General features: G+C 67.8%; 24 protein-coding genes. 18 read left to right on the top strand and 6 right to left on the bottom strand.

Annotated elements, in window-relative coordinates:
• Nucleotides 1-19: 19 nt before the first annotated feature.
• Complete coding sequence (locus AC3RCC_RS14825) at nucleotides 20-472, top strand: RidA family protein (RefSeq protein ID WP_492255748.1); 453 nt, start codon at nucleotides 20-22, stop codon at nucleotides 470-472.
• 95 nt (nucleotides 473-567) lie between these two features.
• Here the strand turns inward: AC3RCC_RS14825 and iolB are convergent, their stop codons facing one another.
• Genes iolB through AC3RCC_RS14800 form a run of 5 tightly spaced genes read right to left on the bottom strand, consistent with a single transcriptional unit; the run spans nucleotide 568 to nucleotide 6895 of the window.
• Nucleotides 568-1371 (bottom strand): 5-deoxy-glucuronate isomerase, encoded by an 804-nt coding sequence (gene iolB, locus AC3RCC_RS14820; RefSeq protein WP_492255747.1) that lies wholly within the window; start codon nucleotides 1369-1371, stop codon nucleotides 568-570.
• A 13-nt stretch (nucleotides 1372-1384) separates the two neighbouring features.
• On the bottom strand, nucleotides 1385-2284 hold the full coding sequence (gene iolE, locus AC3RCC_RS14815) for a myo-inosose-2 dehydratase (protein ID WP_492255746.1): 900 nt from the start codon (nucleotides 2282-2284) through the stop codon (nucleotides 1385-1387).
• A gap of 15 nt (nucleotides 2285-2299) precedes the next feature.
• On the bottom strand, nucleotides 2300-4141 hold the full coding sequence (gene iolD / locus AC3RCC_RS14810; protein ID WP_492255745.1) for a 3D-(3,5/4)-trihydroxycyclohexane-1,2-dione acylhydrolase (decyclizing): 1842 nt from the start codon (nucleotides 4139-4141) through the stop codon (nucleotides 2300-2302).
• Between the two features lie 11 nt (nucleotides 4142-4152).
• Nucleotides 4153-6054, bottom strand: coding sequence for a bifunctional 5-dehydro-2-deoxygluconokinase/5-dehydro-2-deoxyphosphogluconate aldolase (locus AC3RCC_RS14805; protein ID WP_492255744.1), 1902 nt, complete (start codon nucleotides 6052-6054; stop codon nucleotides 4153-4155).
• Nucleotides 6047-6895, bottom strand: coding sequence for a MurR/RpiR family transcriptional regulator (locus tag AC3RCC_RS14800; RefSeq protein WP_452116126.1), 849 nt, complete (start codon nucleotides 6893-6895; stop codon nucleotides 6047-6049). The genes AC3RCC_RS14805 and AC3RCC_RS14800 overlap by 8 nt, the downstream gene beginning before the upstream one ends.
• 131 nt (nucleotides 6896-7026) lie before the next feature.
• Between AC3RCC_RS14800 and AC3RCC_RS14795 the strand changes: the two genes are divergently transcribed.
• From AC3RCC_RS14795 to AC3RCC_RS14760, 8 genes are all read left to right on the top strand, one after another.
• On the top strand, nucleotides 7027-7827 hold the full coding sequence (locus AC3RCC_RS14795; protein WP_492255743.1) for an SDR family oxidoreductase: 801 nt from the start codon (nucleotides 7027-7029) through the stop codon (nucleotides 7825-7827).
• Nucleotides 7828-7862: 35 nt separating this feature from the next.
• Complete coding sequence (iolG, locus tag AC3RCC_RS14790) at nucleotides 7863-8861, top strand: inositol 2-dehydrogenase (RefSeq protein WP_492255742.1); 999 nt, start codon at nucleotides 7863-7865, stop codon at nucleotides 8859-8861.
• 2 nt (nucleotides 8862-8863) lie between these two features.
• On the top strand, nucleotides 8864-9664 hold the full coding sequence (locus tag AC3RCC_RS14785; protein ID WP_452116501.1) for an inositol monophosphatase family protein: 801 nt from the start codon (nucleotides 8864-8866) through the stop codon (nucleotides 9662-9664).
• Between the two features lie 70 nt (nucleotides 9665-9734).
• Nucleotides 9735-10775, top strand: a complete 1041-nt coding sequence (locus AC3RCC_RS14780) for an ABC transporter substrate-binding protein (RefSeq protein ID WP_291634734.1) — start codon at nucleotides 9735-9737, stop codon at nucleotides 10773-10775.
• A 33-nt stretch (nucleotides 10776-10808) separates the two neighbouring features.
• On the top strand, nucleotides 10809-13010 hold the full coding sequence (locus tag AC3RCC_RS14775) for an ABC transporter permease (RefSeq protein ID WP_492255741.1): 2202 nt from the start codon (nucleotides 10809-10811) through the stop codon (nucleotides 13008-13010).
• A 15-nt stretch (nucleotides 13011-13025) separates the two neighbouring features.
• Entirely contained in the window at nucleotides 13026-14093 is a 1068-nt protein-coding gene (locus AC3RCC_RS14770) for an ABC transporter ATP-binding protein (protein WP_492255740.1), read from the top strand.
• 158 nt (nucleotides 14094-14251) lie between these two features.
• Nucleotides 14252-15967 (top strand): Na/Pi cotransporter family protein, encoded by a 1716-nt coding sequence (locus AC3RCC_RS14765; RefSeq protein WP_291634741.1) that lies wholly within the window; start codon nucleotides 14252-14254, stop codon nucleotides 15965-15967.
• A gap of 104 nt (nucleotides 15968-16071) precedes the next feature.
• Nucleotides 16072-17277, top strand: coding sequence for an MFS transporter (locus tag AC3RCC_RS14760; RefSeq protein ID WP_492255739.1), 1206 nt, complete (start codon nucleotides 16072-16074; stop codon nucleotides 17275-17277).
• 85 nt (nucleotides 17278-17362) lie between these two features.
• On the opposite strand, the gene AC3RCC_RS14755 is transcribed toward AC3RCC_RS14760, so the two are convergent.
• Entirely contained in the window at nucleotides 17363-17593 is a 231-nt protein-coding gene (locus AC3RCC_RS14755) for a DUF2934 domain-containing protein (RefSeq protein WP_291645525.1), read from the bottom strand.
• Nucleotides 17594-17846: 253 nt separating this feature from the next.
• On the opposite strand from AC3RCC_RS14755, the gene AC3RCC_RS14750 reads away from it, so the two are divergent.
• The 9 genes from AC3RCC_RS14750 (at nucleotide 17847) to AC3RCC_RS14710 (ending at nucleotide 25363) form a co-directional block, all read left to right on the top strand.
• Nucleotides 17847-18299, top strand: coding sequence for a c-type cytochrome (locus AC3RCC_RS14750; protein ID WP_291634747.1), 453 nt, complete (start codon nucleotides 17847-17849; stop codon nucleotides 18297-18299).
• A gap of 22 nt (nucleotides 18300-18321) precedes the next feature.
• Nucleotides 18322-19686: a cbb3-type cytochrome c oxidase subunit I gene (locus AC3RCC_RS14745; RefSeq protein ID WP_291634748.1), complete on the top strand. Its 1365-nt coding sequence runs from the start codon at nucleotides 18322-18324 to the stop codon at nucleotides 19684-19686.
• Nucleotides 19687-19755: 69 nt separating this feature from the next.
• Complete coding sequence (locus AC3RCC_RS14740; protein WP_465247469.1) at nucleotides 19756-20574, top strand: CbbQ/NirQ/NorQ/GpvN family protein; 819 nt, start codon at nucleotides 19756-19758, stop codon at nucleotides 20572-20574.
• Nucleotides 20575-20583: 9 nt separating this feature from the next.
• Nucleotides 20584-22479, top strand: coding sequence for a nitric oxide reductase activation protein NorD (locus tag AC3RCC_RS14735; protein WP_492255738.1), 1896 nt, complete (start codon nucleotides 20584-20586; stop codon nucleotides 22477-22479).
• Between the two features lie 11 nt (nucleotides 22480-22490).
• Complete coding sequence (locus tag AC3RCC_RS14730; protein WP_184231634.1) at nucleotides 22491-22646, top strand: hypothetical protein; 156 nt, start codon at nucleotides 22491-22493, stop codon at nucleotides 22644-22646.
• A gap of 106 nt (nucleotides 22647-22752) precedes the next feature.
• A complete protein-coding gene (locus AC3RCC_RS14725) occupies nucleotides 22753-23049 on the top strand; it encodes a DUF2249 domain-containing protein (protein WP_291634757.1) in 297 nt (98 codons plus the stop codon).
• Nucleotides 23050-23182: 133 nt separating this feature from the next.
• Nucleotides 23183-24574: a hypothetical protein gene (locus AC3RCC_RS14720; protein WP_492255737.1), complete on the top strand. Its 1392-nt coding sequence runs from the start codon at nucleotides 23183-23185 to the stop codon at nucleotides 24572-24574.
• Nucleotides 24537-25079 (top strand): DUF2249 domain-containing protein, encoded by a 543-nt coding sequence (locus AC3RCC_RS14715; RefSeq protein WP_291634761.1) that lies wholly within the window; start codon nucleotides 24537-24539, stop codon nucleotides 25077-25079. Before AC3RCC_RS14720 ends, AC3RCC_RS14715 begins: the two co-directional genes overlap by 38 nt.
• Nucleotides 25079-25363 carry a metal-sulfur cluster assembly factor gene (locus AC3RCC_RS14710; RefSeq protein ID WP_492255736.1) on the top strand — a complete coding sequence of 95 codons (285 nt, stop codon included), beginning with the start codon at nucleotides 25079-25081 and terminating at the stop codon, nucleotides 25361-25363. The genes AC3RCC_RS14715 and AC3RCC_RS14710 overlap by 1 nt, the downstream gene beginning before the upstream one ends.
• The last annotated feature ends 11 nt before the right edge of the window (nucleotides 25364-25374 follow it).

The following is a 25374-nucleotide window of genomic DNA, read 5'->3' as shown; positions in this document are numbered from 1 at the left end:
ATGACGATGCGATGACGCCATGACCAGACAGGACCACGCCATGACCAGCGGCTTGCCGCCTTCCGACCTCGCCACGCGCAAGCCCCGTCCCGTCCTGCCGGATGGCTGGCCGCAGCCACGCGGCTACGCCAACGGCATGATCGCCCAGGGAAAAGTCCTGACCACCGGCGGCCTCGTCGGCTGGGATGAGAACGGCGTCTTCGCCAGGGATTTCCTCGGCCAGGTCGGCCAGACGCTCGCCAACATCAAGGCGGTGGTCGAAGCCGGCGGCGGCGAGGTCAGCGACATCATGCGCCTGACCTGGTACGTCACCGATATCGAGGCCTATCGCGGTTGTCTTTCCGAGCTCGGCCCGGTCTACCGCGCCCATCTCGGCCGGCATTTCCCGGCCATGGCGGTCGTTGCCGTCTCGGCCCTGGTCGAGCCCGAGGCGATGGTCGAGATCGAGGCGACGGCGGTGCTGGCGGACTGAGGGGCTCAGCCGGCCTCTCCAAGCTGATCACGGCGTGCGGACGGCGCAGCCGCACCGTTCCCGGATCGACCGGCAGGCGTAAGCGCGCCGCGCGCTCAGCGCGGCATCAGCCAGTCATGCGCGGGATCGTTGGCGAATTTCCAGATCCGCTTCGGCCCTGCCATCACATTGAGATAATAGAGATCATAGCCATGCGGCGCGCCGACGGGGTGGTAGCCCCTCGGCACGAGCACGACATCGCCATTCTCGAAGCTCATGGTCTCGTCGAGCGAGCGGTCGTCAGTGTAGACGCGCTGGAATCCGAAACCCTGCGGCGGGTTGAGCCGGTGGTAATAGGTCTCCTCCAGCTGCGACTCGTCAGGCAGCCGGTCCTCGTCATGCTTGTGCGGCGGATAGCTCGACCAGTTTCCGGCCGGGGTGATCACCTCGACCACGAGCAGCCCGTCGGCGGCCTCGGTTTCGGGGAGGATGTTGCGGACATGTCGGACATTGCTGCCCTCACCACGGGTCAGGCAGCCGACATCGGACGGCGCGATGACCCTTGCGGGCCGGACGTTCGCGATACCAGGCGCCGAGCAGATCGCAAACTCGCACGCTCCCCGCGCAGCTACGCTCCAGGCCGAGCCGGCCGGGACATAGAGCGACCAGGGATCGGGCTCGAAGGGCGAGGTGCGGCCACCGATGACCCCGAAATCCTGGCCGTCGGCCCGGGCTGCGAGCTTGCCCGAGAGCAGGACGAGGCAATGCTCGCGCTCGCCGGTCTCGCGCGACAGGGTCTGGCCGTCGGCGAGGCGGTGGACGGCAAAGCCGACATGGCCCCAGCCGGCGGTTTCCGGGGTGATCGCATGGACGCAGCCATCGGCATCGGCGGCCTGCGGTTTGACCAGCAATTTCGGCATGGCGATCCCGGGCTCAAACGAGCCCGGCCTCCTTCAGGCTCGCTTCGAGATGGGCGACGCCCTTCTTGGCATAGGTCAGGGGATGGGCTTTTTCAGGGTCCTGCTCGGCCTCGACGACGACCCAGCCGGAATAGCCGGGCAGCGCCTTGAACACTGCCGGGTAGTCGACCATGCCGTCGCCCGGCACGGTGTAGACGCCGAGATCGGTACCCTTGCCGAGGATCGCATCGAGGAAGCTCCAGTCTTCCGCCCTCGCCTGCTCCATCACCGCCTTGCGCACATCCTTGGCGTGGACATGGCTGATGCGGGCGCGATAGCGCCCGGCGAGCCTGACCGGATCGGCTCCGCCCCAGGTCGCATGGCCGGTGTCGAGCAGCAGATGCGCCGCCTCGCCGGTCGCCGCCATGAAGGCGTCGATATCGGCCTCGCTCTCGACGATCGTGCCCATATGGTGGTGGTAGACCAGCCGGACACCCTCGGCGAGCGTGCGCTCGGCGACGTCGGTGATCCGCCTGCCGAACTGCGCCCAATCACCCGGCGCCAGCACCGGGCGCTGCGACAAGGGCTTGCTGCGGTCACCATGGATCGCGTTCGAGGTCTCGGCGAAGACCAGCACGGTCGAGCCCATCGCCTTCAGCAGGTCGAGATGCGGGCGCAGATGCTTCATCTCCTCATCCGCGCCGCGCTTCAGCAGCTCGGCCGAATACCAGCCCGAGATGCAGGCCATGCCGAAGGGCGCGAGCGCAGCCTTCAGGGCCTTGGGCTCGCGCGGAAACTTGTGGCCGAGCTCCATGCCGACGAAGCCGGCTTCCCGAGCCTCCGCCAGGCAGGTTTCGAGCGGCGTCGCGCCGCCGATGTCCTGCAGATCGTCATTCGACCAGCCGATGGGGTTGGCGCCGATACGGATAGGCATGTCGTCCTCTTTGACTCAGTTGTCGCGCGCGGCGAGCGCGCCGTCATAGCGCTGACGCGCCGCCTTGACCTCGTCGCGCACAGAAACCTCGGGCACCGCGACATCCCACCAGTGACCGCCGGCATCGGTCGAGATCAGTGGGTCGGTGTCGATGACGATCACGCTGGTCCGATCGTGGCCGCGGGCCTCCGCGAGTGCGGTTTCCAGCTCAGCCAGGCTCGCGACCTTGCGGGAGATCGCGCCCATCGCGCCGGCATGCGCGGCGAAGTCGACCTCCGGCAGCACCTCATGGCGGGCGTCGCGCAGCAGGTTGTTGAAGGAGGCCCCGCCGGTCGCGTTCTGCAGGCGGTTGATGCAGCCAAAACCCCGGTTGTCGAGCACGATGATGGTGAGCTTGATCCCGAGCATGACCGAGGTCGCGATCTCGGAGTTCATCATCAGATAGGAGCCGTCGCCGACCATGACGAAGACCTCGCGGGCGGGGTCGGCGAGCTTGGCCCCGAGGCCACCGGCGATCTCGTAGCCCATGCAGGAATAGCCGTATTCCATGTGGTAGCCGCCGGGCGCGCCGGCCTGCCAGAGCTTGTGCAATTCGCCAGGCAGGCCGCCGGCGGCGCAGAGCACGACGTCGCTCGCCCGGCTCTGGCGCTGTACCGCGCCGATCACCTGCGCATCGCTCGGCAACGCTGCATTGCCGGCCGCGATATAGCGGGCGGCGGTGGCGAGCCAGGCATCGCGCGAGGCCTGCACCTGCTCCGTCCAGTCAGACGGTGCCCGCCAGCCCGCCAGCGCCACCTCCAGCTCTGCAAGGCCGGCCCTGGCATCGGCGACGAGCGGCTGCGCGCCATGCTTGCCGGCGTCGAATCCTTGGGTGTTCAGCCCGATGATCCGGCAGTCCGAATCGGCGAAGAGCGCGCGCGACCCCGTGGTGAAATCCTGCAGGCGCGTGCCGATCGCGAGCACGACATCGGCGCTCTTCGCGGCATCGTTGGCGGCGCCGGTGCCGGTGACGCCGATCGCGCCGAGATTGAGCGGGTGATCATGCGGCAAAGCGCTCTTGCCGGCCTGTGTCTCCGCGCTCGGAATACCGTGCGCCAGGCAGAAGCGGGCGAGCTCGCCTTCGGCCTCGCTGTAGAGCACGCCGCCGCCGGTGACGACCAGCGGGCGCCTTGCCCCCTTCAGCAGCGCGACCGCCTGCGCCAGCTCGTGCTCGTCGGGACGCGCCCGGCGCGGCTGCCAGATCCGCTCGGCGAAGAAGCTTTCCGGATAGTCGAAGGCTTCCGTCTGCACATCCTGGCAGAGAGCCAAGGTCACCGGGCCGCAGTCGGACGGATCGGTCAGCACCTGCATCGCCCGCTCGAAGGCGGGGATCAGCTGCTCCGGCCGGGTAATCCTGTCGAAATAGCGCGAGACCGGGCGGAAACAGTCATTGGCGGAGACGGTGCCATCGCCGAAATCCTCGATCTGCTGCAGCACCGGGTCGGGCCGGCGTCCGGCGAAGACGTCGCCGGGCAGCAGGAGCAGCGGCAGGCGGTTGACATGGGCGACCGCGGCCGCCGTCACCATGTTTGTGGCGCCGGGGCCGATCGAGCTCGTCACCGCCATCATCCGGCGCCGGCGCGAGGCCTTGGCGAAGGCGATCGCCGCATGCGCCATCGCCTGCTCGTTATGGGCGCGCAATGTCGGCAGGATGTCGCGGGCGCCATGCAGAGCCTCGCCGAGCCCGGCGACATTGCCATGGCCGAAGATCGCCCAGACGCCGGCGAAGAGCGGCAGGGTCCGTCCGCCAACGCGTGTCTTCTGCGCCGCCATCGCCGCGACGAGCGCTTGCGCCATGGTGAGCCTGATCGTGGCCATCGCCGTTCTCCTCAGCCGCGCTGCCAGGCGCCGACCAACTGGCCGAAGCGCTCGGCCATCATCGCGGTCGCCGCCTCGTCGTCGAGCTTGCCGGCAAGCCAGCCGCGCGCCGCATCGCCGAAGATCGTCCGGCCGACGGCAAAACCCTTCACCGTGCTCGCGCCCTTGGCCAGCCGGAAAGCGGCTTCCAGCTCGGCGGCCGGTGCGTCTAGGCCGAGCAGCACGACGCCGCGGCAATAGGGATCGTTCTGCGCAATCGCGGCATCGACCGCGGCCCAGGCCGCTGCGCTCGGCTGGCCTTCCAGCTTCCACCAGTCGGGCTTGATGCCGATCTCGTAGAGCCGGCGCATGACGCTCGCCATGGTGTCGTCGCCGACCGGCCCGTTCTTGGAGCAGATGATCTCGACCAGGAGCTCGCGGCCGACCTGCCGGCAGGCCAGAGCGGCACGCTTCAGCGTCGCCTCCTGCCCGGCCTTGAGCGCCGCATCATCGTCGGGATGATAGAAGGCCAGCACCTTGGCGATATGATCGACCGGCCATTCGTTCAGCGTCGCCCCGAGCGAACCGTCGGCGTCGGTCTCGAGGCGCAGCGGCCGCGAGCCCGGGACTTCGAGCGGCCGGGCGATCCAGAAGCCGTGATCGCCGGCACGGAACAGCGCCTCGCGGCCATAGCGCCCATCGAGAAGCATGCCGAAGCCGGGCGCGCCCTTGGCGACCCGCGCCGCTGCATCGACGGCGAGCCGCTTGAAGGCGGGAATGCGCTCGCGCGGCACTCCCGCCTCGTCCGCCATCGCCTCGACCTGGGCGCGGTGATCGATGGCGAGCGCCATCAGCGTTTCGGCCTGCGGCCGCCGTGTCGTCGCCCAATGGACATGGTTGATCGCAACGTCGTGGCGCAGTGCCCGATGCGGCGAGCCATGCTTCAGGAAGAACTGCAGTTCGGCGAAGGTCGGGCTCTCCGGCGAGCACAGCAGGCGCGAGACGGCGAAGGCGCCGCAGGCATTGGCCCATTTGCAGCAGGTCTCGACCGGCCCGTCGCGGAGCCAGCCGCGCAGGAAGCCGGACATGAAGGCGTCGCCCGCTCCCAGCACATTGTAGACCTCGACCGGGAAGCCCGGGCCCTTGATGCCGTCCTCGATTGATTCTGGGATGGCTCCAGGGAAAACCACGCAGCCCATCGGGCCGCGCTTGCAGACGATGGTCGCCCGGCTCAGCGCCCGGATGTTGCGGATCGCGGCGAGCGTATCCTCCGAGCCGCCGGCGGCGTGCAATTCCTCCTCGGTGCCGACGATCAGGTCGCAATCGGGCAGGATCGCCTGGAGATGCTGGGTGACGGTGTCCGAGCGGATATAGCGCTCCTCGCCCGCGGCATGGCCGGCGAGCCCCCAGAGATTGGGCCGGTAGTCGACATCGAACACGACCTTGCGGCCGTGCCTGCGGGCAAGCGCGATCGCCTTCTTCTGCGCCTTCGCCGCATTCGGGATCGCGAAATGCGTGCCGGTGACGACCACCGCCCTCGCCGAGGCGATGAAATCCTCGTCGATTTCGCTCTCGTCGAGCGCTGCATCGGCGCAGTCGGTGCGGTAGAAGATCAGCGGGAAGGTCTTCTCGTCGCGCACACCGAGAATCACCAGCGCGGTCAGGCGCTTGGGATCGACGACGACGCCCCTGGTGTCGACGCCTTCGCGCTGCAGCTGCTCCAGGATGAAGCGGCCCATCTGCTCGTCGCCGACGCGGGTGATCACCGCCGATTTCAGGCCGAGTCTCGCCGTACCGATGGCGATATTGGTCGGGCAGCCGCCGACCGCCTTGGAGAAACTCGCCATGTCCTCGAGCCGGCCGCCGACCTGCTGGCCGTAGAGGTCGACCGAGGAGCGGCCGATGCTGATCAGGTCGAGCACGGGGTCAGACATCGTCGCGGACTTTCTCGGCAGTGCCGACGGCGAGCGTCATCGCGAGCGCGAAGGTCGCAGCCATCGAGCGGAAGGCACCATAATCGGCCTCGCTGACTTCGAGGCAGAGATCGCAATGCGCCGCCAGCGGGCTGAGGGCGCTATCGGTCAGGGCGATCACCGGCACGCCGGCAGCCTTTGCAGCGGCGGCCATCTCGATCGTCGCCGGGGTATAGGGCGCGCAACTCACCGCGATCATCACATCGCCGGGACGCGCCATCGCGGCCTGCTCGGCCCCCAGCGAGGCGACGTTGTCGACGAGCACGGCGCGGATGCCGACCTTGCCGAAGGCGTAGGCGAGATAGGCGACGACCGGGAACATGCGGCGCGCGCCGACGAGCACGATGGTACGCGCGGCGGCGAGCATGTCCGTCGCGGTCTCGATGTCCTCTGGGCGCAGACCGGAGCGCAGCCGCTTCAGCGAGGCCTCGCTGGCATGGATGAAACCGTCGAGGAGAACCGAAGCCATGTCGGCTCCGGCGGCTCCCCCGTTGCGGAGCGCCGCGAGGCGCTCGCGATGATCCGGCAATTGCTGGCGCAGCCTGGTGCGGAAGACCTGCTGCAATTCGCTGAAGCCGGAATAGCCGAGCGCCTGGGCGAAGCGGACCAGCGTCGAGGGCTGCACACCGGCCCTCTGCGCGATCTGCGAAGCGGTGTTCAACGCCATGTCGTCGGGATGGGCCAGGGCATGGTCGGCGACCTGGCGCAGCCGCCGCGGCAGGAGCGGGGCACGCTCGCGCAGCAGCGCGACGAAGCCCTCGAAATCCGGCCTTGGCGTTCCCTGCTGAAGCTCTGCGGACATGGGGCCCCGTTCGCGTCCGGCCGGCTCTGCGGCGGCCTTGACTTGCGGGTGGGAAGATTGAAATATTTGTTCCACTAGTCAAGCAGAACAAAAAATCTGTGCCGAAAGCGGTCTCGGGGAGCAGGCGTCAATTGTCGGAAACACCGAGCTTCGGCCGCAGTCTGGCCGGCAAGATCGCGATTGTCACCGGTGCGAGCCAGGGCCTGGGAGAGGCCGTCGCCCGCGAATTCGCCGAACGCGGCGCCGCCGGCCTGATCGTTACCGGGCGCAACCGCGAACGCGGCGAAGCGGTGGCCCGAAGCCTGCGCTCCGGCGGCTGCGATGCCCGCTTCCATAGCGTCGACCTCGCCGACCTCACCGGCGTCAGGACGATCGTTCCGGCTGCCGACAAGGCCTTCGGGCGGGTCGACATCCTGGTCAACGCCGCCGGCGACACCGACCGCGGCACGATCTTCGACACCTCGCCCGAGCTCTATGAGCGCATCATGGCGGTCAACCTGACCGCGCCGTTCTTCCTGATCCAGGACGCGGCGACGCTGATGCGGCGCGAGAAGCTCGCCGGCAGCATCGTCAACATCCAGTCGATGTCGGCCCATGGCGGCCAGCCCTTCCTCGCCGCCTACAGCGTCTCGAAGGGCGCGCTGGCGACACTGACGAAAAACGCCGCCTACGGGCTGCTCGCCGACCGAATCCGCGTCAACGGCCTCAATATCGGCTGGATGGCGACGCCGGGCGAGGATGCGATCATGCGCCTGCGCCATGGCGCCGAGGATGGCTGGCTCGACAAGGCCGCCGGCGGCCAGCCCTTCGGGCGGCTGATCGACCCGCGCGAGGTCGCCAAGGCCGTCGCCTATCTCGCTTCGGGCGAATCCGGGCTGATGACCGGCGCCAACATCGATTTCGACCAGACCATTCTAGGCGCGCACGACTAGGCGGCCGGACCACGACGACGGGAAACGGAATCACGATGCGATTTGGTCTTTTGGGCGCCGGCAGGATCGGCCGGATTCATGGGCTGAACGTCGCGGCGCGCGGCGATGCCACCCTGGTCGCGCTGGCCGATGCCGCGCAGGACGCCGCAGCCTCGCTCGCCGCCGCCTCCGGCGCCAAGGTCGCCAGCGCCGAGGCGATCCTCTCCGATTCCTCGATCGACGCCGTGCTGATCTGCACGCCGACCGACACCCATGCCGATCTGATCGAGGCAGCGGTCTCGGCCGGCAAGGCGGTGTTCTGCGAGAAGCCGGTCGATCTCGACGCTGCCCGCATCCGCCGCTGCCTCGATGTCGTCGCGAAATCCGGCAAGCCCTTGATGATCGGCTTCAACCGCCGCTTCGATCCGAACTTCGCCGCGCTGGAAAAGCGCCTGCGCATGGGCGGGGCCGGCGCGATCGAGATCGTCAGCGTGATCTCGCGCGACCCCTCACCGCCACCGGTGGACTATGTGAAGCGCTCGGGCGGCCTGTTCCGCGACATGATGATCCATGATTTCGACATGGCGCGCTTCCTGCTCGCCGAGGAGCCGGTCGAGGTCTTCGCGCTCGGCTCGGCCCTGGTCGACCCGGCCATTGGCGCCGCCGGAGACGTCGACACCGCCGCCGTGCTGATGCGCACCGCGAGCGGCAGGATCGCCCAGATCTCGAACTCGCGCCGCGCATCCTACGGCTACGACCAGCGCATCGAGGTGCATGGCTCGCAGGGCATGCTGCGCGCCGGCAACATCCACGAGACCACGGTCGAGATCGCGACCGGCGCTGGCTTCCGCGCCGACCCGGTGCAGAATTTCTTCCTCGAGCGCTATGCCGGCGCCTACCGCGCCGAGCTCGACGCCTTCATCGCCGCCGTGCGCGACCGGCGCCAACCGTCGCCTTCCGGGCAGGACGGGCTCAAGGCCCAGATCCTGGCCGATGCCGCGACGGAATCCCGCCGCACCGGCAAGCCGGTCGGCGTCGCTCTGGAGACGATTTGACCATGCTTGCCGCCGATCTCGACCTGCGCCAGTTCGCCGTTCTCGGCCTCGTCCAGGAGGCCAGCCGCCTGGCGCTTGGCTATTTCCGCAAGAGCGACAGCCTCGGCATCACCATGAAGGGCGCGCAGGACTGGCTCACCGTCGCCGATGGCGCCGTCGAGGCCCTGCTGCGCGAGCGCCTGGCGGTGCTCTTTCCCGACGACGCCGTGATCGGCGAGGAAGGCGGCGGCGAAGCGGCCGATGCGGTCTGGATCATCGATCCGATCGACGGCACCGCCAATTTCGCCCATGGCGACCGCAACTGGTGTATCTCGATCGGCCTCCTGCTGAACGGCGTGCCCGAGATCGGCATCGTCTGCGCCCCGGCCCTCGACGAGATCTATGTCGGCAGACGCGGCCGAGGCGCGACCCTGAACGGCGAACCGCTTCGGGTTTCCGGCCAGGCCGACATCGCCCGCTCCTGCATCGAGATCGGCTGGTCGACGCGGATTTCGCACGCGGACTATCTCGCCACCGTGCAAGGGACGCTGGCGGCCGGCGCATCGATCAGGCGCGTCGGCTCGGGTACGCTCGGCATCTGCCATGTCGCCGCCGGCCGGACCGACGGCTATGCCGAGCGCCATATCAATGCCTGGGACGTCGCGGCCGCCATGGCGATCGCGGCCGAAGCCGGCGCCGACCTCAACGACTTCTTCGCCGGAGACGGCATTCGTTCCGGCAACCCGATCCTCTGCTGCACGCCGGAACTCTCGGCCGAGCTGGAGCGGATCACGGGCATCATTTGCCGGCGCAGGGGTGATTGATCTTTTCGGGCGAACGATCAGTATCGCTCCAAGAACAAAAGAACAAAAATCAACCATCGGGGAGGACGACATGCAGAAATCCAACTGGCTCCGGGCAGGGCTCCTGGCGACGCTCGCCGGCGGTGCACTGCTCGCCGGGACGCCGGCAAAGGCGCAGGGCTCGCTCGTGCTCTATTGCGCCGTCCAGGAGGAGTGGTGCCGCGCGATGAGCTCGGCCTTCGAGAAGGAGACCGGGATCAAGGTCGCCATGACCCGCAAATCATCGGGCGAGATTTACGCCCAGGTGAAGGCCGAAGCCTCGAATCCGCGCGGCGACGTCTGGTGGGGCGGCACCGGCGACCCACATCTGCAGGCGGCCGAGGAAGGGCTGACGCTGGAATACGAATCGCCGATGAACAAGGATCTTCATCCTTGGGCGACCTCGCAGTGGAACGCCGCCAAGAAGCGCTCGATCGGCATTTATGCCGGCGCGCTCGGCTTCGGCTACAACACCCAGCAGATCAAGGCCAAGGGTCTCGCTGAGCCGAAATGCTGGGCCGATCTGCTCGATGCCAAGCTGAAGGACGACGTCCAGGTCGCCGATCCCAACTCCTCGGGCACGGCCTATACGCTGCTCGCCACCGTGGTTCAGCTGATGGGCGAGGAGAAGGGCTTCGACTACCTCAAGGCCCTGCACAAGAACATCAGCCAGTACACCAAGTCCGGCGCCGCGCCGGCCAAGGCGGCAAGCCTCGGCGAAACCGCCGTCGGCATCGTCTTCATCCACGACGTGGTGGTCTTCGCGGTCCAGGGCGACCCGATCAAGCCGGTCGCACCCTGCGAGGGCACCGGCTACGAGATCGGCTCGATGTCGATCGTCAAGGGCGCGCGCAATCTCGACAACGCCAAGAAGTTCTATGACTGGGCCCTGACGCCCGCGGCGCAGGCGCTGGCGGCGCCGGCGAAATCCTATCAGGTTCCCTCCAACAAGAACGCGCCCGTCCCCGCGCAGGCCCCGAAGATGTCGGAGATGAAGCTGATCGACTACGACTTCGTCAAATACGGTTCCTCGGCCGAGCGTGTCCGGCTGCTCAGCAAATGGGACAAGGAGGTCAAGTCCCTGCCGAAGTAAGCGCCGACGATCGAGACGAGAGGACTGAAGACGATGCGTTCCGCGACCCGGCTCGCGCTGCTGGTCGGCTGGCTCGGCTATGCGCTCATCCCCTGGTATCTTGCCGAGGGGATGAGCCTGACCGGATTCGGCTGGCTCGCAGGCTACCCATTCGGCAAGGCCGGAACCGCACTGGCGCTGGCGCTTTCAGGCGCCGCGCCCTGGCTGCTGCCGATCGGCCTCGTCCTGCTCGTCGCGACTCTGCTGAGCGGCAGGGAGTCGTCCCCCGCCACGGGGAAGATTCTGGCCTGGGCCGGTTTCGCCGGTCTCGTCCTCTTCTTCGCCCAGGGCTTCGCCGTCACGCTGAAGGGCCAGGGCATTCCCTGGCTCGCGGCCTTGCTGGGCGGTGCCGGCGCCGCCCAGCCCGGGATGGGCTTCGGCGCCTTCCTGACCGTGCTGTCGCTGCTGCTGCTGCTCTGCCACGGCCTGGCCTATCGCGGGGTCTGCCGCGGCGATCTGTTCACGACCTCCTCGATCGGCATCGTCGTGCTGCTGATCAGCCTGTTCATCTTCCTGCCGGTGGCGACGATCCTGCAGAGCGCGCTCGTCGATTCCGACGGGACGCTGGCGCTCGCCGATTTCGGCGAGCGCTTCCTCAGCCCCAGCATCTGGGGACTCGGCTGCCTCACCGCCAACACCAATTGCGGCGTCGCCTGGAACACGCTGATCCTGGCGGTGCTGACCGGCATCATCACCACCCTGCTCGGCCTCGCCTGTGCGCTCCTGATCCTGCGCACCGGCATGCCCGGCAAGCGGGCCATGCGCCTGCTCACCGTCCTGCCGATCATCACGCCGCCCTTCGTCATCGGCCTCGCGCTGATCCTGCTCTTCGGCCGCTCCGGCCTGGTCTCGACGGTGCTGTTCGAGTGGTTCGGCATCCCGCGTTCGCGCTGGATCTACGGCCTGCCGGGGGTGCTGCTGGCGCAGGTGCTCGCCTTCGCACCGATCGCCTTCCTGGTCCTGATCGGCGTGGTGCAAGGCATCGCGCCCAGCCTGGAAGAGGCCTCGCAGACGCTCGGCGCCAAGCGCTGGACGACGTTCCGCACCGTGACCTGGCCATTGCTGCGGCCCGGCCTCGCCAACTCGTTCCTGCTCGGCTTCGTCGAGAGCATGGCCGATTTCGGCAACCCGCTGGTACTCGGCGGCAATTTCGAGGTGCTTTCGACCAAGATCTTCTTTGCCGTCGTCGGCGCCGCGCATAACCAGGGCCAGGCGGCGGTACTCGCCATCGTGCTGCTCGGTTTCACGCTCGCCGCCTTCTGGGCGCAGCAGCGCTGGCTCGGCAGCAAGTCCTACACGACCGTCACCGGCAAGGGCGATTCCGGCCTGCCGACCCCCTTGCCGCGACGCATCACCTGGATCGCCGCGCTGGTGATCGTGCCCTGGGTAGCACTGACCGCGATCATCTACATCGTCATCCTGATGGGCGGCTTCGTGAAGACGATGGGGCGCGACTACACCCCGACGCTGCAGCACTACATCACCGGCTTCTCGGTCGATCTCAGCCGCGGCCTGCATTTCGACGGCTCGGCCTGGCCGTCCTTCTTCACCACGCTGAAGCTGGCGGCGATCTCGGCGCCGCTGACGGCGCTGGTCGGCCTGCTGACGGCCTATCTGCTGACGCGCCAGCGCTTCGCCGGCCGCGGCGCGCTGGAATTCGCGACCATGCTGAGCTTCGCCATTCCCGGCACTGTTCTCGGCGTCGCCTATATCCTCGCCTTCAACGTGCCGCCGGTCGAGATCACCGGCACCGGCCTGATCCTCGTCATCGCCTTCGTCTTCCGCAACATGCCGGTCGGCGTGCGCTCCGGCATCGCAGGCCTCTCGCAGATCGACAAGAGCCTGGACGAGGCTTCGGCCACGCTCTCGGCCCGCAGCTTCACCACGCTCTGGCGGGTCGTGCTGCCCTTGCTGCGCCCCGCCCTCGTCGCGGCCTTGGTCTACAGCTTCGTGCGCAGCATGACGACGGTCAGCGCCGTGATCTTCCTGGTTTCGGCCGAGTACAACCTCGCCACCGCCTATATCGTCGGGCGGGTCGAGGCCGGCGAGTTCGGGCTGGCGATCGCCTATTCCTCGGTGCTGATCGTGGTCATGGCCATCGGCATCAGCCTGATCCAGCTCGGCGTCGGCGAGCGCAAGCTCGGCCGCCGCAGCGCGCCAGCCCTCGCGACCTCGGCCGCCGAGCCAGTCAAGTAAGGATACCGTACTGCGATGACCAGGCAGGGCCCCGCCTCCGTCGAATTCCGCAATGTCAGCATGCGCTATGGTGCGGTCACGGCCGTCGACAATGTCAGCTTCGACATCGAGGCGGGCAAGCTGGTGACGCTGCTCGGCCCTTCCGGCTGCGGCAAGACCACAACGCTGCGGATGATCGCTGGGCTCGAGATCGCCAGCGCAGGCCAGATCCTGATCGGCGGCAAGGACGTCACCAAGCTCTCGGCGGCCGACCGCGACGTCAGCATGGTGTTCCAGTCCTATGCGCTCTTTCCGCATATGAACGTGCTGGAGAACGCCGCCTATGGGCCGATCGTGAAGGGCCTGCCGAAGGAAACGGCGCGCGAGATGGCGCTGGAGAAGCTCGCCTTGGTCGGCCTCAAGGGCTTCGAGAAGCGCCTTCCGTCGGAATTGTCGGGCGGGCAGCAGCAGCGCGTCGCGGTCGCCCGCGCGCTGGTGCTGGAGCCGCAGGTGCTGCTCTTCGACGAGCCGCTCTCCAATCTCGACGCCAAGCTGCGCCGGCGCGTGCGCGAGGAAATCCGCGAGCTGCAGCAGAACCTCAACCTGACCGTCGCCTATGTCACCCACGACCAGGAGGAGGCGCTCGCCGTCTCCGATCGGATCATCGTGATGTCGAACGCCAGGATCGCTCAGGAAGGTGCACCGCGAGAGCTCTACGAACAGCCGGTCAACGCCTTCGTCGCCGACTTCATCGGCGACGCCAATCTGCTCGACGTCACGATCCGCTCGGTCGCCGGGGACACCGCGGAGACGGCGCTCGGCCCTGCGATCCTGTCGCTGCCGGCGCGCGGCCTGCCTCCCGGCCCCGCCCGGATCGCGATTCGCCCCGAGAGCCTTCTCATCGACGGCCCGGCGGCCGGCGCTTCGCTGCCCGGCACGGTGCGCAAATGCACCTATCTCGGCAACCATCAGGACATCATGGTCGCCACCGAGCTCGGCGAGCTTTTCGTCGTCCGCCACGGTACCCATGGCATGCTGGCGCCGGGCACACCGGTGACGCTCGGTTTCGCCGGATCGGGCATCACCCTGATCCCGCCCGCCTGACCTGAGCACGAAGAATCACGATTCTCAGATCGCTGATTTCTGCCGCAATATCAGCATGTTTGGCGTGCATAGGCGGTAAGCTGGCTAATGAAAATCTCAAGAATCCGGGCTATGCTGCGGCCCTGAGTCGATAAAATCTCGGAAAGACCCTCTGCACGATGAACCCAAGCGACAACGCCACCACCATTCTCATCCACCTTGCCGGCGGCGTCGCGCTGCTGATCTGGGCGGTGCGGCTGGTGCGAACGGGGGCCATGCGCGCCTTCGGCGTCTCGCTGCGGCAGGCGTTGCAGAGCTTCACCCGCAATCGCTTCGCCGCCTTCGGCAGCGGTATCGCCGTCACCATGGTCTTGCAGAGCTCGACGGCGACGACGCTCCTCGTTTCCTCTTTCGCCGGCCGCGACCTCATCGTCCCGGCCATGGCACTGGCGGTATTGCTCGGCGCCAATCTCGGCACGGCGCTCGCCGCCTTCGTCATCTCGATGGATCTCGGCTGGGTCTGGGGCGTGTGCGTCGCGCTCGGCGTCGCGCTCTATCTCGGCCATGAAGCGATGGACCGGGCCCGCAATATCGGGCGCGTCCTCGTCGGAATCGGGCTGATCCTGCTGTCGCTGATCGAGCTCAACGCCGCCGCCGCCCCACTGGCCCAGTCGCCCACCTTCCGCACCGTGCTCGGCGCGCTCGCCGGCGAGCCGCTGCTGGCGATCCTGGTCGCCGTCGCCGCGACCTGGCTGACCCATTCGAGCATCGCGATCATCCTGCTGATCGCGACATTCGCGGCCTCCGGCCTGTTTCCGCCGGCGACGGCGGTCGCGCTGGTGCTCGGCGCCAATCTCGGCAATGCGCTCATCCCGGTGCTCAACCAGCTCGGCGCGCCGGCCGCGCAGCGCCGTGCCGCCATCGGCAACCTCCTGACGCGGCTGATCCTCGTCGCCGTCCTGCTGCCCTTCGCCAAGCCGCTCTCGGCCTGGCTGCAGGCCCTGCCAGGACAGGACCCGCGCCTCGCCATCGAGTTCCATGTCGCGCTCAACCTGGTCGGCGCGCTGATCTTCCTGCCCTTCGTCGGACCGATTTCGGCTCTCGTCGCGCGGTTCATGCCGGGCCAGAAGGCGACCGACGCCGTCGTCAAGCCGCGTCATCTCGACCCGAGCGTGCTCGACAGTCCGACCGAGGCGCTGGCCGGCGCGATGCGCGAGGCGCTCAGCCTCGGCGACCGCGTCGAGGCCATGCTGCACGACACCATGGAGATGATCGGCAAGGACGAGCTCAAGCTCTCGCGCGCCATCGCCCAGGCGGATGACGGCGTCGACGCCATCCATGAATCGATCAAGCTCTATCTGGTGAAGGTCTCGCGCAACGAGCTGAGCGAGGCCGAGAGCCGCCGGCTGGTCGAGATCATCACGCTGATCACCAATCTCGAGCATATCGGCGACATCATCGACAAGAATCTGCGCGAGCTCGGCGAGAAGAAGATCCGCAAGCGCTACGCCTTCTCGCCGGAAGGCCTCGCCGAGATCCGCGATTTCCACCAGCGCGTCGCCTCCGGGCTACGCCTCGCGCTCAACGTCTTCGCGACCCGCGACGTCGCGCTGGCGCGCCAGCTCTTCGCCGAGAAGGCGCCGATGCGCGACGCCGAGCGCCACGCCGCCGAGAGCCATTTCGAGCGCCTGCGCAGCGGCCGGCCGGAATCGATCGAGACCAGCGCGATCCATCTCGACATCATCCGCGACCTCAAGCGCATCCATGGCCACGCGGTGGCGATCGGCTATCCGATCCTGGAAAGCGCCAATGCACTGCGCGAAAGCCGGCTCAAGGCTGATGAAGAGTCGAAGTCGGAGGTCAAGCTGGCGGCAGCGCCACAACCGGGCCGCTAAAATCGGCCTGCGGACGCGATTTCGGCTTTGGCGCCATGGTCGCCATGCGCCGGATGCAGCGCCCGCCAATTGACGTAACGACCGCCCGCCGCCAAGCCTGCGCCATGACCTCGATCCCGCTGAATGTTCGCGCCGCCCGCCCACTGATGCCGATGCTGGCGGCGCTCAGCATGGCGCATCTGCTCAACGACTTGATCCAGTCGATGATCCCGGCGCTCTACCCGCTGATCAAGGAGGCGTATCAGCTCGACTTCGCGCGGATCGGTCTGATCACGTTGGCCTTCCAGGTGACTTCGTCGCTGCTCCAGCCGGTACTCGGCTACATCACCGACCGCAGGCCCTGGCCCTATGCGATGGTGGCGGGAATGGGCTCGACCCTGCTCGGCCTGCTCGGGCTCTCCTTCGCGGTCAGCTACGAGATGGTGCTGGTCTCGGCGGGACTGGTCGGGCTCGGCTCGGCGGTGTTCCACCCGGAAGCCACGCGGATGGCCCGCCACGCCGCCGCCGGCCGCCAGGGCTTCGCCCAGGGCGTCTTCCAGATCGGCGGCCATACCGGCTACGCGATCGGCCCGTTGCTGGCCGCCGTCATCGTCGTGCCGCGGGGGCAGCAGAGCCTCGCCTGGTTCTCGGTGGTCGCCCTGGCCGCGATGGTGCTGATGGCCTGGACCGGCGCGCGCTATGCCGCGATGCGGCGCGACCAGGCGGCGGCGAGCAAGGACAGGCCGCCCGAGCCGGCTGCCGCACGGCTCCCGCGCGCCCATATCGCGCTGGCGATGACCATGCTGATCATCATCCTGTTCTCGAAGAACGCCTACACGGCGGGCTTCACCTCCTACTACACCTTCTACCTGATCGAGCGCTTCGGGATCAGCCTGCAGCTCTCGCAGATCATGCTGTTCCTCTATCTCGTGGTCGGTGCGGTGGGGGTGATCATCGGCGGCATGATCGGCGACCGGATCGGCCGCGACCGGGTGATCTGGATCTCGATCCTGGGCTCGCTGCCCTTCGCCCTGATGCTGCCCTATGCCGATCTGTTCTGGACCGGCGTGCTCAGCATCCTGATCAGCCTGATCATGGCCAGCGCCTTCTCGGCGATCCTGATCTACGCGATCGATCTCGTGCCGCACCGGGTCGGGCTGGTCGGCGGCCTGTTCTACGGGCTCGCCTTCGGCCTCGGCGGCATCGCCGCAGCCGGCATCGGCGCGCTGGCCGACCAGATCGGCATCATCGCGGTCTTCAAGCTCTGCTCCTGGCTGCCGGCCGTCGGCCTGTTGGCCTTCCTGCTGCCGCGCATGCCGAACGCATCCTGAGTTCAGCGCCGCGCGCGATCGCGCGCAACGCCAGCACTTCCTTTTAACTCCAGGACTTAGCCTCGCCTTGCCTGGCGGCTAGCTGCTACTGCGTCTGGCGCCGTGGCGTAGCGTCTTTCGGCGCGGCGTGCCGGCCGCCCGAAGCCTCCATCTGCCGATCCGAGACTTCGGCCTCGTCATTGCGATGGCGAAAGTTCCAGATCTCCTTGGCTCTCTCCCAGTGCTCGCGATCGCGGCCCTCGGGTTGCCCTTCTTCCATCCAGAGCCGGTAGGCGATCTTGCGGATCTCCCGCTGCGCATTGCCGACATCGGCCATGTCGTCCTCCTTGGCTTGCCACTGCAGGTCTGGGACAACGCTTGGCCGGCCGCATGGTTCCCGGCCGGAAGCGCCGCCTGTTCCAGAACGGTCCACAGCCGCCGGCCACCGCGTTCCTGTTTGCCAATGCGCAAACAAGCCCGGAGGACGACCCGCTATCGCTGGGCCGCTCCCTTTCGCGACAGGACGGGAGTGCGGCACCGGCCTTCGTCGGTTTGCCGCCGCAACGGCTATTCAGCGGAAGGGGAAATGCATGGCCGAACGTCTGACAAAGGCGGGGGCGCGAAACGTCTTCTATGGCGGCTCGATCTTCTTCTTCGCCATCTTCGTCGGCCTCACGGCCCATAGCCACTGGTTCATCCGAACCCAGTCGACCGATGAAGCGACGCTGACCCCGGCGGTCGCCCGCGGCAAGCATGTCTGGGAGCGCAACTCCTGCATCAACTGCCATACGCTGCTCGGCGAAGGCGCCTATTTCGCACCGGAGCTCGGCAATGTCTGGAAGCGCTATGGCGGCGACAAGGACCATGCCGGCGCCCGCGAGAGCCTGAAGGCCTGGATGGCTGCGCAGCCGAGCGGGATCGAGGGCCGGCGGCAGATGCCGCAGTTCAACCTCACCGATCAAGAGCTGAACGATCTCGCCGATTTCCTGGAATGGACGAGCCGGATCAAGACCCAGAACTGGCCGCCCAACGATGCCGGTTGAGACAGCGCGACAGGAGAGAGCCATGAGTGGCTACAACACAACGAGATACAAGACCCAAAGCGTCGCGATGCTCTACTTCTACGGCGCGCTGGCGCTGTTCGTCGCGCAGGTGGCGTTCGGAACCCTCGCCGGGCTGATCTACGTCCTGCCCAATACGCTGTCCGAGCTTCTGCCCTTCAGCATCGTGCGCATGATCCACACCAACGCGTTGGTGGTCTGGCTGCTGCTCGGCTTCATGGGCGCGACCTATTACCTGCTGCCCGAGGAAGCGCAGACCGAGCTCTACAGTACCAAGCTCGCCGTCATCCAGTTCTGGCTGTTCTTCATCGCGGCCGCGGTCGCGGTGGTCGGCTATCTCTTCCGCATCCATGAGGGCCGCGAATTCCTCGAGCAGCCCTTTGCGATCAAGGTCGGCATCGTCGTGGTGGTGCTGATCTTCCTGTTCAACATCACCATGACCTCGCTGAAGGGCCGCAAGACCACCGTCACCAACATCCTGCTTTTCGGCCTGTGGGGCCTGGCGATCTTCTTCCTGTTCGCCTTCTACAACCCGATCAATCTCGCGCTCGACAAGATGTATTGGTGGTACGTCATCCACCTTTGGGTGGAAGGCGTCTGGGAGCTGATCATGGCCTCGGTCCTGGCCTTCCTGATGATCAAGCTCAACGGCGTCGACCGCGAGGTGGTCGAGAAGTGGCTCTATGTCATCGTCGGCCTCGCTTTGTTCTCCGGCATCCTCGGCACAGGCCACCACTATTACTGGATCGGCGCGCCCGGATACTGGCAGTGGATCGGCTCGCTGTTCTCGACGCTCGAGGTTGCGCCCTTCTTCACCATGGTGCTGTTCACCGTCCACATGACCTGGAAGGCCGGCCGTAACCATCCCAACCGCGCAGCGCTGCTCTGGTCGATCGGCTGCTCGGTGATGGCCTTCATCGGCGCCGGCATCTGGGGCTTCCTGAACACGCTGTCCTTCACCAACTACTACACCCACGGCACCCAGCTCACCGCCGCCCATGGCCACCTCGCCTTCTTCGGCGCCTATGTGATGCTGAATCTCGCGGTGATGGCCTACGCCATTCCCGAGCTGAAGAACCGGGCGCCTTACAACCAGTGGCTCTCGATCGTGAGCTTCTGGCTGATGGTGCCGGCGATGATGGTGATGACCTTCGCCCTGACCTTCGCCGGCGTGGTGCAGACCCATCTCCAGCGCGTGCTCGGTCAGTCCTACATGGAGGTCCAGGACCAGCTCGGCCTGTTCTATTGGGTCCGGCTCGGCTCCGGGATCGTCGTGGTGATCGCCGCGCTGATGTTCGCCTGGGCGGTGCTCGTGCCCGGCCGCGAGCGCGAGCCGGAAGCCTTCGGCCTCGCCCAGCCGGCGGAATGACGCCCCGGCCCGCCGGCTCCGGCCGGCGGGCCCTCGCCCACAGCTTTCCCAGGGACTTGCCCGATGAACATGATCTCGCCCCCGCCGCTCGCGGCACCGCCCGCCGACGGCTACGACATCCCCGCCTACAGCGCCTCCGGCAATGAACGTGCCCTGTTCGAGAAGGCCTGGGAGAAGCGGCTGCCGCTGCTGCTCAAGGGGCCGACCGGCTCGGGCAAGACCCGCTTCGTCAGCCATATGGCGGCGAGCCTCGGCCTGCCGCTCTTCACCGTGGCCTGCCATGACGATCTCTCAGCCGCCGACCTGACCGGACGGCATCTGCTCAAGGGCGGCGAGACCGTCTGGGTCGACGGGCCGCTGACCCGCGCCGTGCGCGAAGGCGGTCTGTGCTATCTCGACGAGATCGTCGAAGCCCGCAAGGACGTCGCCGTCGTGCTGCATCCCCTGACCGACGACCGGCGCATCCTGCCGCTGGAGCGCACCGGCGAGCTGCTCACGGCCCCGCCCGCCTTCATGCTCGCGGTCTCCTACAACCCCGGCTACCAGAATCTCCTGAAGAACCTGAAGCCCTCGACCCGGCAGCGTTTCGTCTCGATCAGCTTCGACTTCCTGCCGCGCGACAAGGAGATCGCCGTGGTCGCGCAGGAGAGCGGGCTCGACGACAGCGCGGTGGCGCCGCTCGTCGACCTCGCCCGGCGGCTGCGCAGCCTGAAGGGCCAGGATATCGAGGAAGGCGTCTCGACCCGCCTGATCGTCTATGCCGCGAGCCTGATCGCAGCCGGCCTGCCGCGGCGGGAAGCGGTGATGGCGGCGATCATCGAGCCGCTGACCGATGAGCCCGAAGTGCGCGCCGGCCTCGTCGAGGTCGCTCGTGCGGTTCTCGGCTAGGAGAGCGCCATGCTGGACTTCCTCGAGCTCGAGGAAACCGTCGGGCGCTTCTGGCACAAGCTGGTCGGCGACACCGGCAGCCTGGCGCACCACCCTCAGGCGGCGGTGAGCCTGGCCGCGATGGCGCCGGCGCTCGCCGTCTGCTTCCGTGGTTTCGGCGGCGAATCCGGGGTCAGGATCGTCCCCGCCCGCGAGCGCGTCGCGACCCACCGGCTCAATCTGCGCCAGCGCGTCGGCCTCGGCGAGGAACGCCTGGCCCAGGCGCTGCGCGCCTCCGACAGCCTGCAGCTGCCGGCCGAGATCGCCATCTTCCCCGAGGCCGCCCTGAACCGCGATCTCTATGTCTGGCTGACCGCCTGCATGGCACGGATGACGCCGCGCGCCGTTACGGAGACCGATCCGCTGCGGCGCGACCTCGCCCTGATTGCCGCAGCGAGCCGACTGGTCGGCGATGTCCTGGCGACCTTCCCGGGGCTCGCTTCGAGTTATCGACGGCTCGCCACGGCGACGCTGGAAACCCGCCGACGTGCCGGCCTGCCGGCGACCGAAGCCCGGGTCGAAGCGCTGATCGGCGCTCTGCTGCGGGGCGAGGACATCGCCATCGAGGCCGGGGACTGGCCGGCGAAGGCACCGCCCGGCTACCTGCCGGCACTCGACGTCGCGCTCTGGCCGCTCGCCAGCGCCAGCAAGCTGGCGCGTTCGCGCCGCAATGACGAGGACAGGCCGCTTCCGGGCACTCCGCCCACTGCGGCCGAGGAGATGAAGACCTATGCCGCCAGCCGCGACGAGACGGCGGAAGCCTGGAGCGAACGCAGCCCCTTCATCCTGAACCGCTTTGAGAAGATCCTGGCGATGTCGGAGATGGTCGCAGTCGACCGCCCTTCCGACGACAGCGACGAACACGATCCCGAAGCGGCCGACGAGCTCGACGACATGGTGCTGAGCGAGCGCAAGGGCCGCCCGGCCTCGCGCTTCCGCTTCGACCTCGACCTGCCGCCGGAAGCCATGGACGAGACGGTGCTGGCCGGGCCTCTGACCTATCCGGAATGGGATTTTCGTAGCGCGAGCTATCGCGAGGACTATTGCCGCGTCCTGTCGGCCATCGCCGGGCGGGAACTCGCTGCCCCCACCCCCGATCCGGCGACGCAGGCGCTGGTCCGACAGGTGCGCCGCCAGTTCGAGGCCTTGCGCCCCCTGCGCGAGCCGCAGCGCGGCCAGATCGACGGGCCGGATCTCGATCTCGACGCGGTGGTGCGTCGCCAGGCCGACCTCGCCGCCGGCGGGCCGGGCAGCGACCGCATCCATATCGCGAGCCGCCCGCAGGCGCATGATCTCGCAGTGACGACCTTGATGGACGTCTCGCTCTCGACCGATTCCTGGTTCGACGATCTGCGCGTGCTCGATGTCGAGAAGCAGGCGCTCACCGTCTTCGCCCATGGCCTCGCCGCCTGCGGCGACCGGCACGAGATCCTGACCTTCACCTCGCGCCGGCGCGATTGGGTCAGGATCGAGACGCTGAAGCGCTTCGACGAGGCGATGGGACCGGCGGTCGAGGCGCGCATCGCCGCGCTGAAGCCGGGCTACTACACCCGTATCGGCGCAGCGATCCGCCATGCCGCAGCCGGGCTCAAGGCCCGCCCCGACCGTCGCAAGCTGCTGCTGGTGCTGACCGACGGCAAGCCCAACGACATCGACCATTACGAGGGCCGCTTCGCCATGGAGGACACCCGCATGGCGGTGATCGAGGCACGCCGCGCCGGCATCTGCGTCTTCGCCGTGACGGTCGACCGCGAGTCGCGCGCCTACATCCCCTATCTGTTCGGCCGCAACGGCCATGCCGTGGTCTCGAAGCTGGAGCGTCTGCCGACCGCCCTGCCCGCGATCTACCGCGCGCTGGCAGCCTGAGGAGCCCTGTCATGACCGATGCCCAGATGGGTCTCGCCGTCGCCACGCCCGCCATCATCGTGATGGCGCTGCTGCTCTATCGCATGGGCGTGCTCCAGAAGGGCGGCGTCACTGCTGCGGTGCTGATGTCGCTCGCCATCGCGACCATGCTGTTTCTCGAACAATGAGGCGGTTGCCTGCGCGCTCTTTGAGATTCGACAAATTGCCGCAGGCGCAACGCCGCTAGGCTCGTCAGGCTCCCCGCATTTTCGGGGTCTACCGGAGCCGACAACCATGACGACAATGCCGCTCGAACCCCTCGACGTCCGCATGATCCCGCCGGTCGTTCGCCATGCGACGATCTTCGGGATCCTCGAACGCCTGCCGCCCGGCGAGAGCTTCAGTATCGTCAACGATCACGATCCGGCGCCGCTGCGCCGGCAGATCGAGGCGCGCTATCCCGGCACCTATAGCTGGTCCTACATCGTGCAGGGGCCCGAGATCTGGCAGGTCGAGATCGGTCATGCCGGGGCCAATGAGGCCGATTGCGGCGGCCATGACGAAGGCCAGGCCTGCACCTGCGGCCACTGATGCCTGCCCGGTCGCCGCGCCGGACGAGCCGCTGACTGGCGATCCATTTTCTGTCTCGCAGCATCGGACCGGAAAGCCGAAACCACTTTCCGGTCCGATGCTCCTGCCTCGCTCGGGAGACCCGGCTATGCCGATGGCGTCGCTGTCCCGCTGGACGATGAGTTATTTCGCGGCCGCGCTCGGCTTCCTGCTAGCGGCCGAGCTTCTCGTCATCGCCGGCATCGGCTATCCCGGCGCCGGGCTCCTCGAACCCGCGACTCTCGTGGTCGTCCATGTCGTGGCGATCGGCTGGCTCAGCCTCGCCATGGCCGGCGCGCTGCTCCAGTTCGTTCCCGTGCTGGTCGCGCGCCCCCTCGCCTTTCCGGGGCTCGCCCTGCCGGCGCTGCTTGCGCTTCTATCCGGGCTCCTTTTGCTCTGCGCCGGCTTCGCCAGCCTCGCCGGCTGGACCGACTGGCCGGTGGCGCTGCTGCCGCTGGCCGCCCTGGCGCTGCTCGGCGGCGTCCTACTGCTCGGGCTGATGCTCGTCGCGACATTGCTGAGCGCGAGGCCGGTGACGCTGTTCGCACGCTTCGTCCTGGTCGGGCTCGGCTGCCTGCTCGTCACCGTTATCAGCGGTGCGACCTTCGCCGCCATCCTCTCCGGCCGCGGCGACTGGCTCGGAGAGATCGCCCTCCTGCCCGCCGGCCTGCCCTTCCATGCCCTGCTCGGCTTCGGCGGCTGGCTCGGACTGATCGCCTTCGGCGTCAGCTATCGGCTCCTCGTCATGTTCCTGATGGCGCCGGAGCCGCCGGCCGGGCAGGTTCGCCTCGTTTTGATCTTCGGCGGCCTCGGTCTCGGCCTCGCGCTCGCCGGGCTGCTCGCCCCGCTTGCGGATGTAGGGCTCGGGGCCGGCTTCGCCGTGGCGCCGCTCGGGGCGCTGGCACTCGCAAGTGCCTTCTATGGCCGCGATATTATCGTCCTCTATCGCGCGCGCCGGCGCAAAGCGCTCGAGATCAACATGCTGGCGAGCATTCCGGCCTTCGCGGCGCTCGGCATCGGGCTGCCGCTTCTGCCCGTCGTGACCGCGGCGGACGCACCGGAGAGCTGGCTCGCAGCATCGATCTTCCTCCTGGTTTTCGGCTGGCTCGGCGGACTGACCCTGGCGCAGCTCATGAAGATCGTCTCCTTCATGACCTGGCTCGAAACCTATGCCTCGCGACTCGGGCGCGGACCGGCGCCGCGGGTTGGCGATCTCGTCGCCATGCCCCGCTCCGGGCTCTGGTTCATGCTCTACTATGCCGGCGTCGCGCTCGGGACCGTCGCGCTCGCCGCCGGGCTCGCCACCGCCTTCAGATATGCCATGCTGCCGGCCCTGTTCGGAACCGCCGGCATCGCCTGCGAGCTGATGAGGGTGCGGCGCTTGTCCGAAATCAAGGCCGAGCAACGGCCGCCCTTCCATGAATTCCCGCGGCTGCTGCTGGCACGCGCCGAGGAAAGGAGACAACCTCATGTCGACGACCGAACCGCTGCAAATCCGCGAGCTTGACGTCAGGCCGGCGCTGCGTGCCGGCGAGGAGCCGTTCCAGGCGATCATGGACGCCGTCAGCACGCTGGCGCCCGGCCAGTCGCTGCGCCTGATCGCACCGTTCCGGCCAGTGCCGCTGTTTTCGGTGATGGCCAATCGCGGTTTCGCCGCGAGCGACCGCGCCATCGGCAATGGCGACTGGGAGGTCACCTTCTCACCGGTTGCGGCGGAGCAGGACGACAGGGCGGGCCTCGCCGTCGGCAGCAGCCCCTCGGCCGTATCCTGGGGAACGCCGATCGAGGAGCTCGATCTGCGCGATCTCGATCCGCCGGAGCCGATGGTCCGAATCCTGGAAGCGCTGGAAGATCTGCAGGCCGGCGACGTGCTGTTCGCCCTGCTGGCGCGCGAGCCGGTGTTCCTGTTTCCGGAGCTGGCGAAGCGCCAGCATGAATGGGCCGGCAATTTCGACGAACCGGGCGCGACCTATCGCCTGCTGGTCCGCCATGGCGGCGGGAGCGCGCACTGATGAGCGCCCCGCTGGAACGTCTGGTCGAGATCGCCCTGCGCGACGTGCTCGACCCCGAAATGGGCCGTAGCGTCGTCGATCTCGGCCTGATCTATGACATCACCGCGACGCCTGAAGGCGCGGTCGCCATCACCATGACGACGACCACGCGCGGCTGTCCCCTCGCCGGCTTCCTCAAGGAGGCTGTCGCAGTGGCAGCCGGCGCCATAAGCGGGGTCGCCTCGGTGGAGGTCGCGCTGACCTACGAACCCGCCTGGGAACCGGCGATGATTGCCGCCGAATGACCCCGACGATC

The sequence above is a fragment of the Allobosea sp. GW823-FHT01F03 genome (assembly GCF_058798075.1).
The sequence above is the reverse complement of the archived record's forward strand: the minus strand, read 5'-3'. Positions and strand labels throughout refer to the sequence as shown.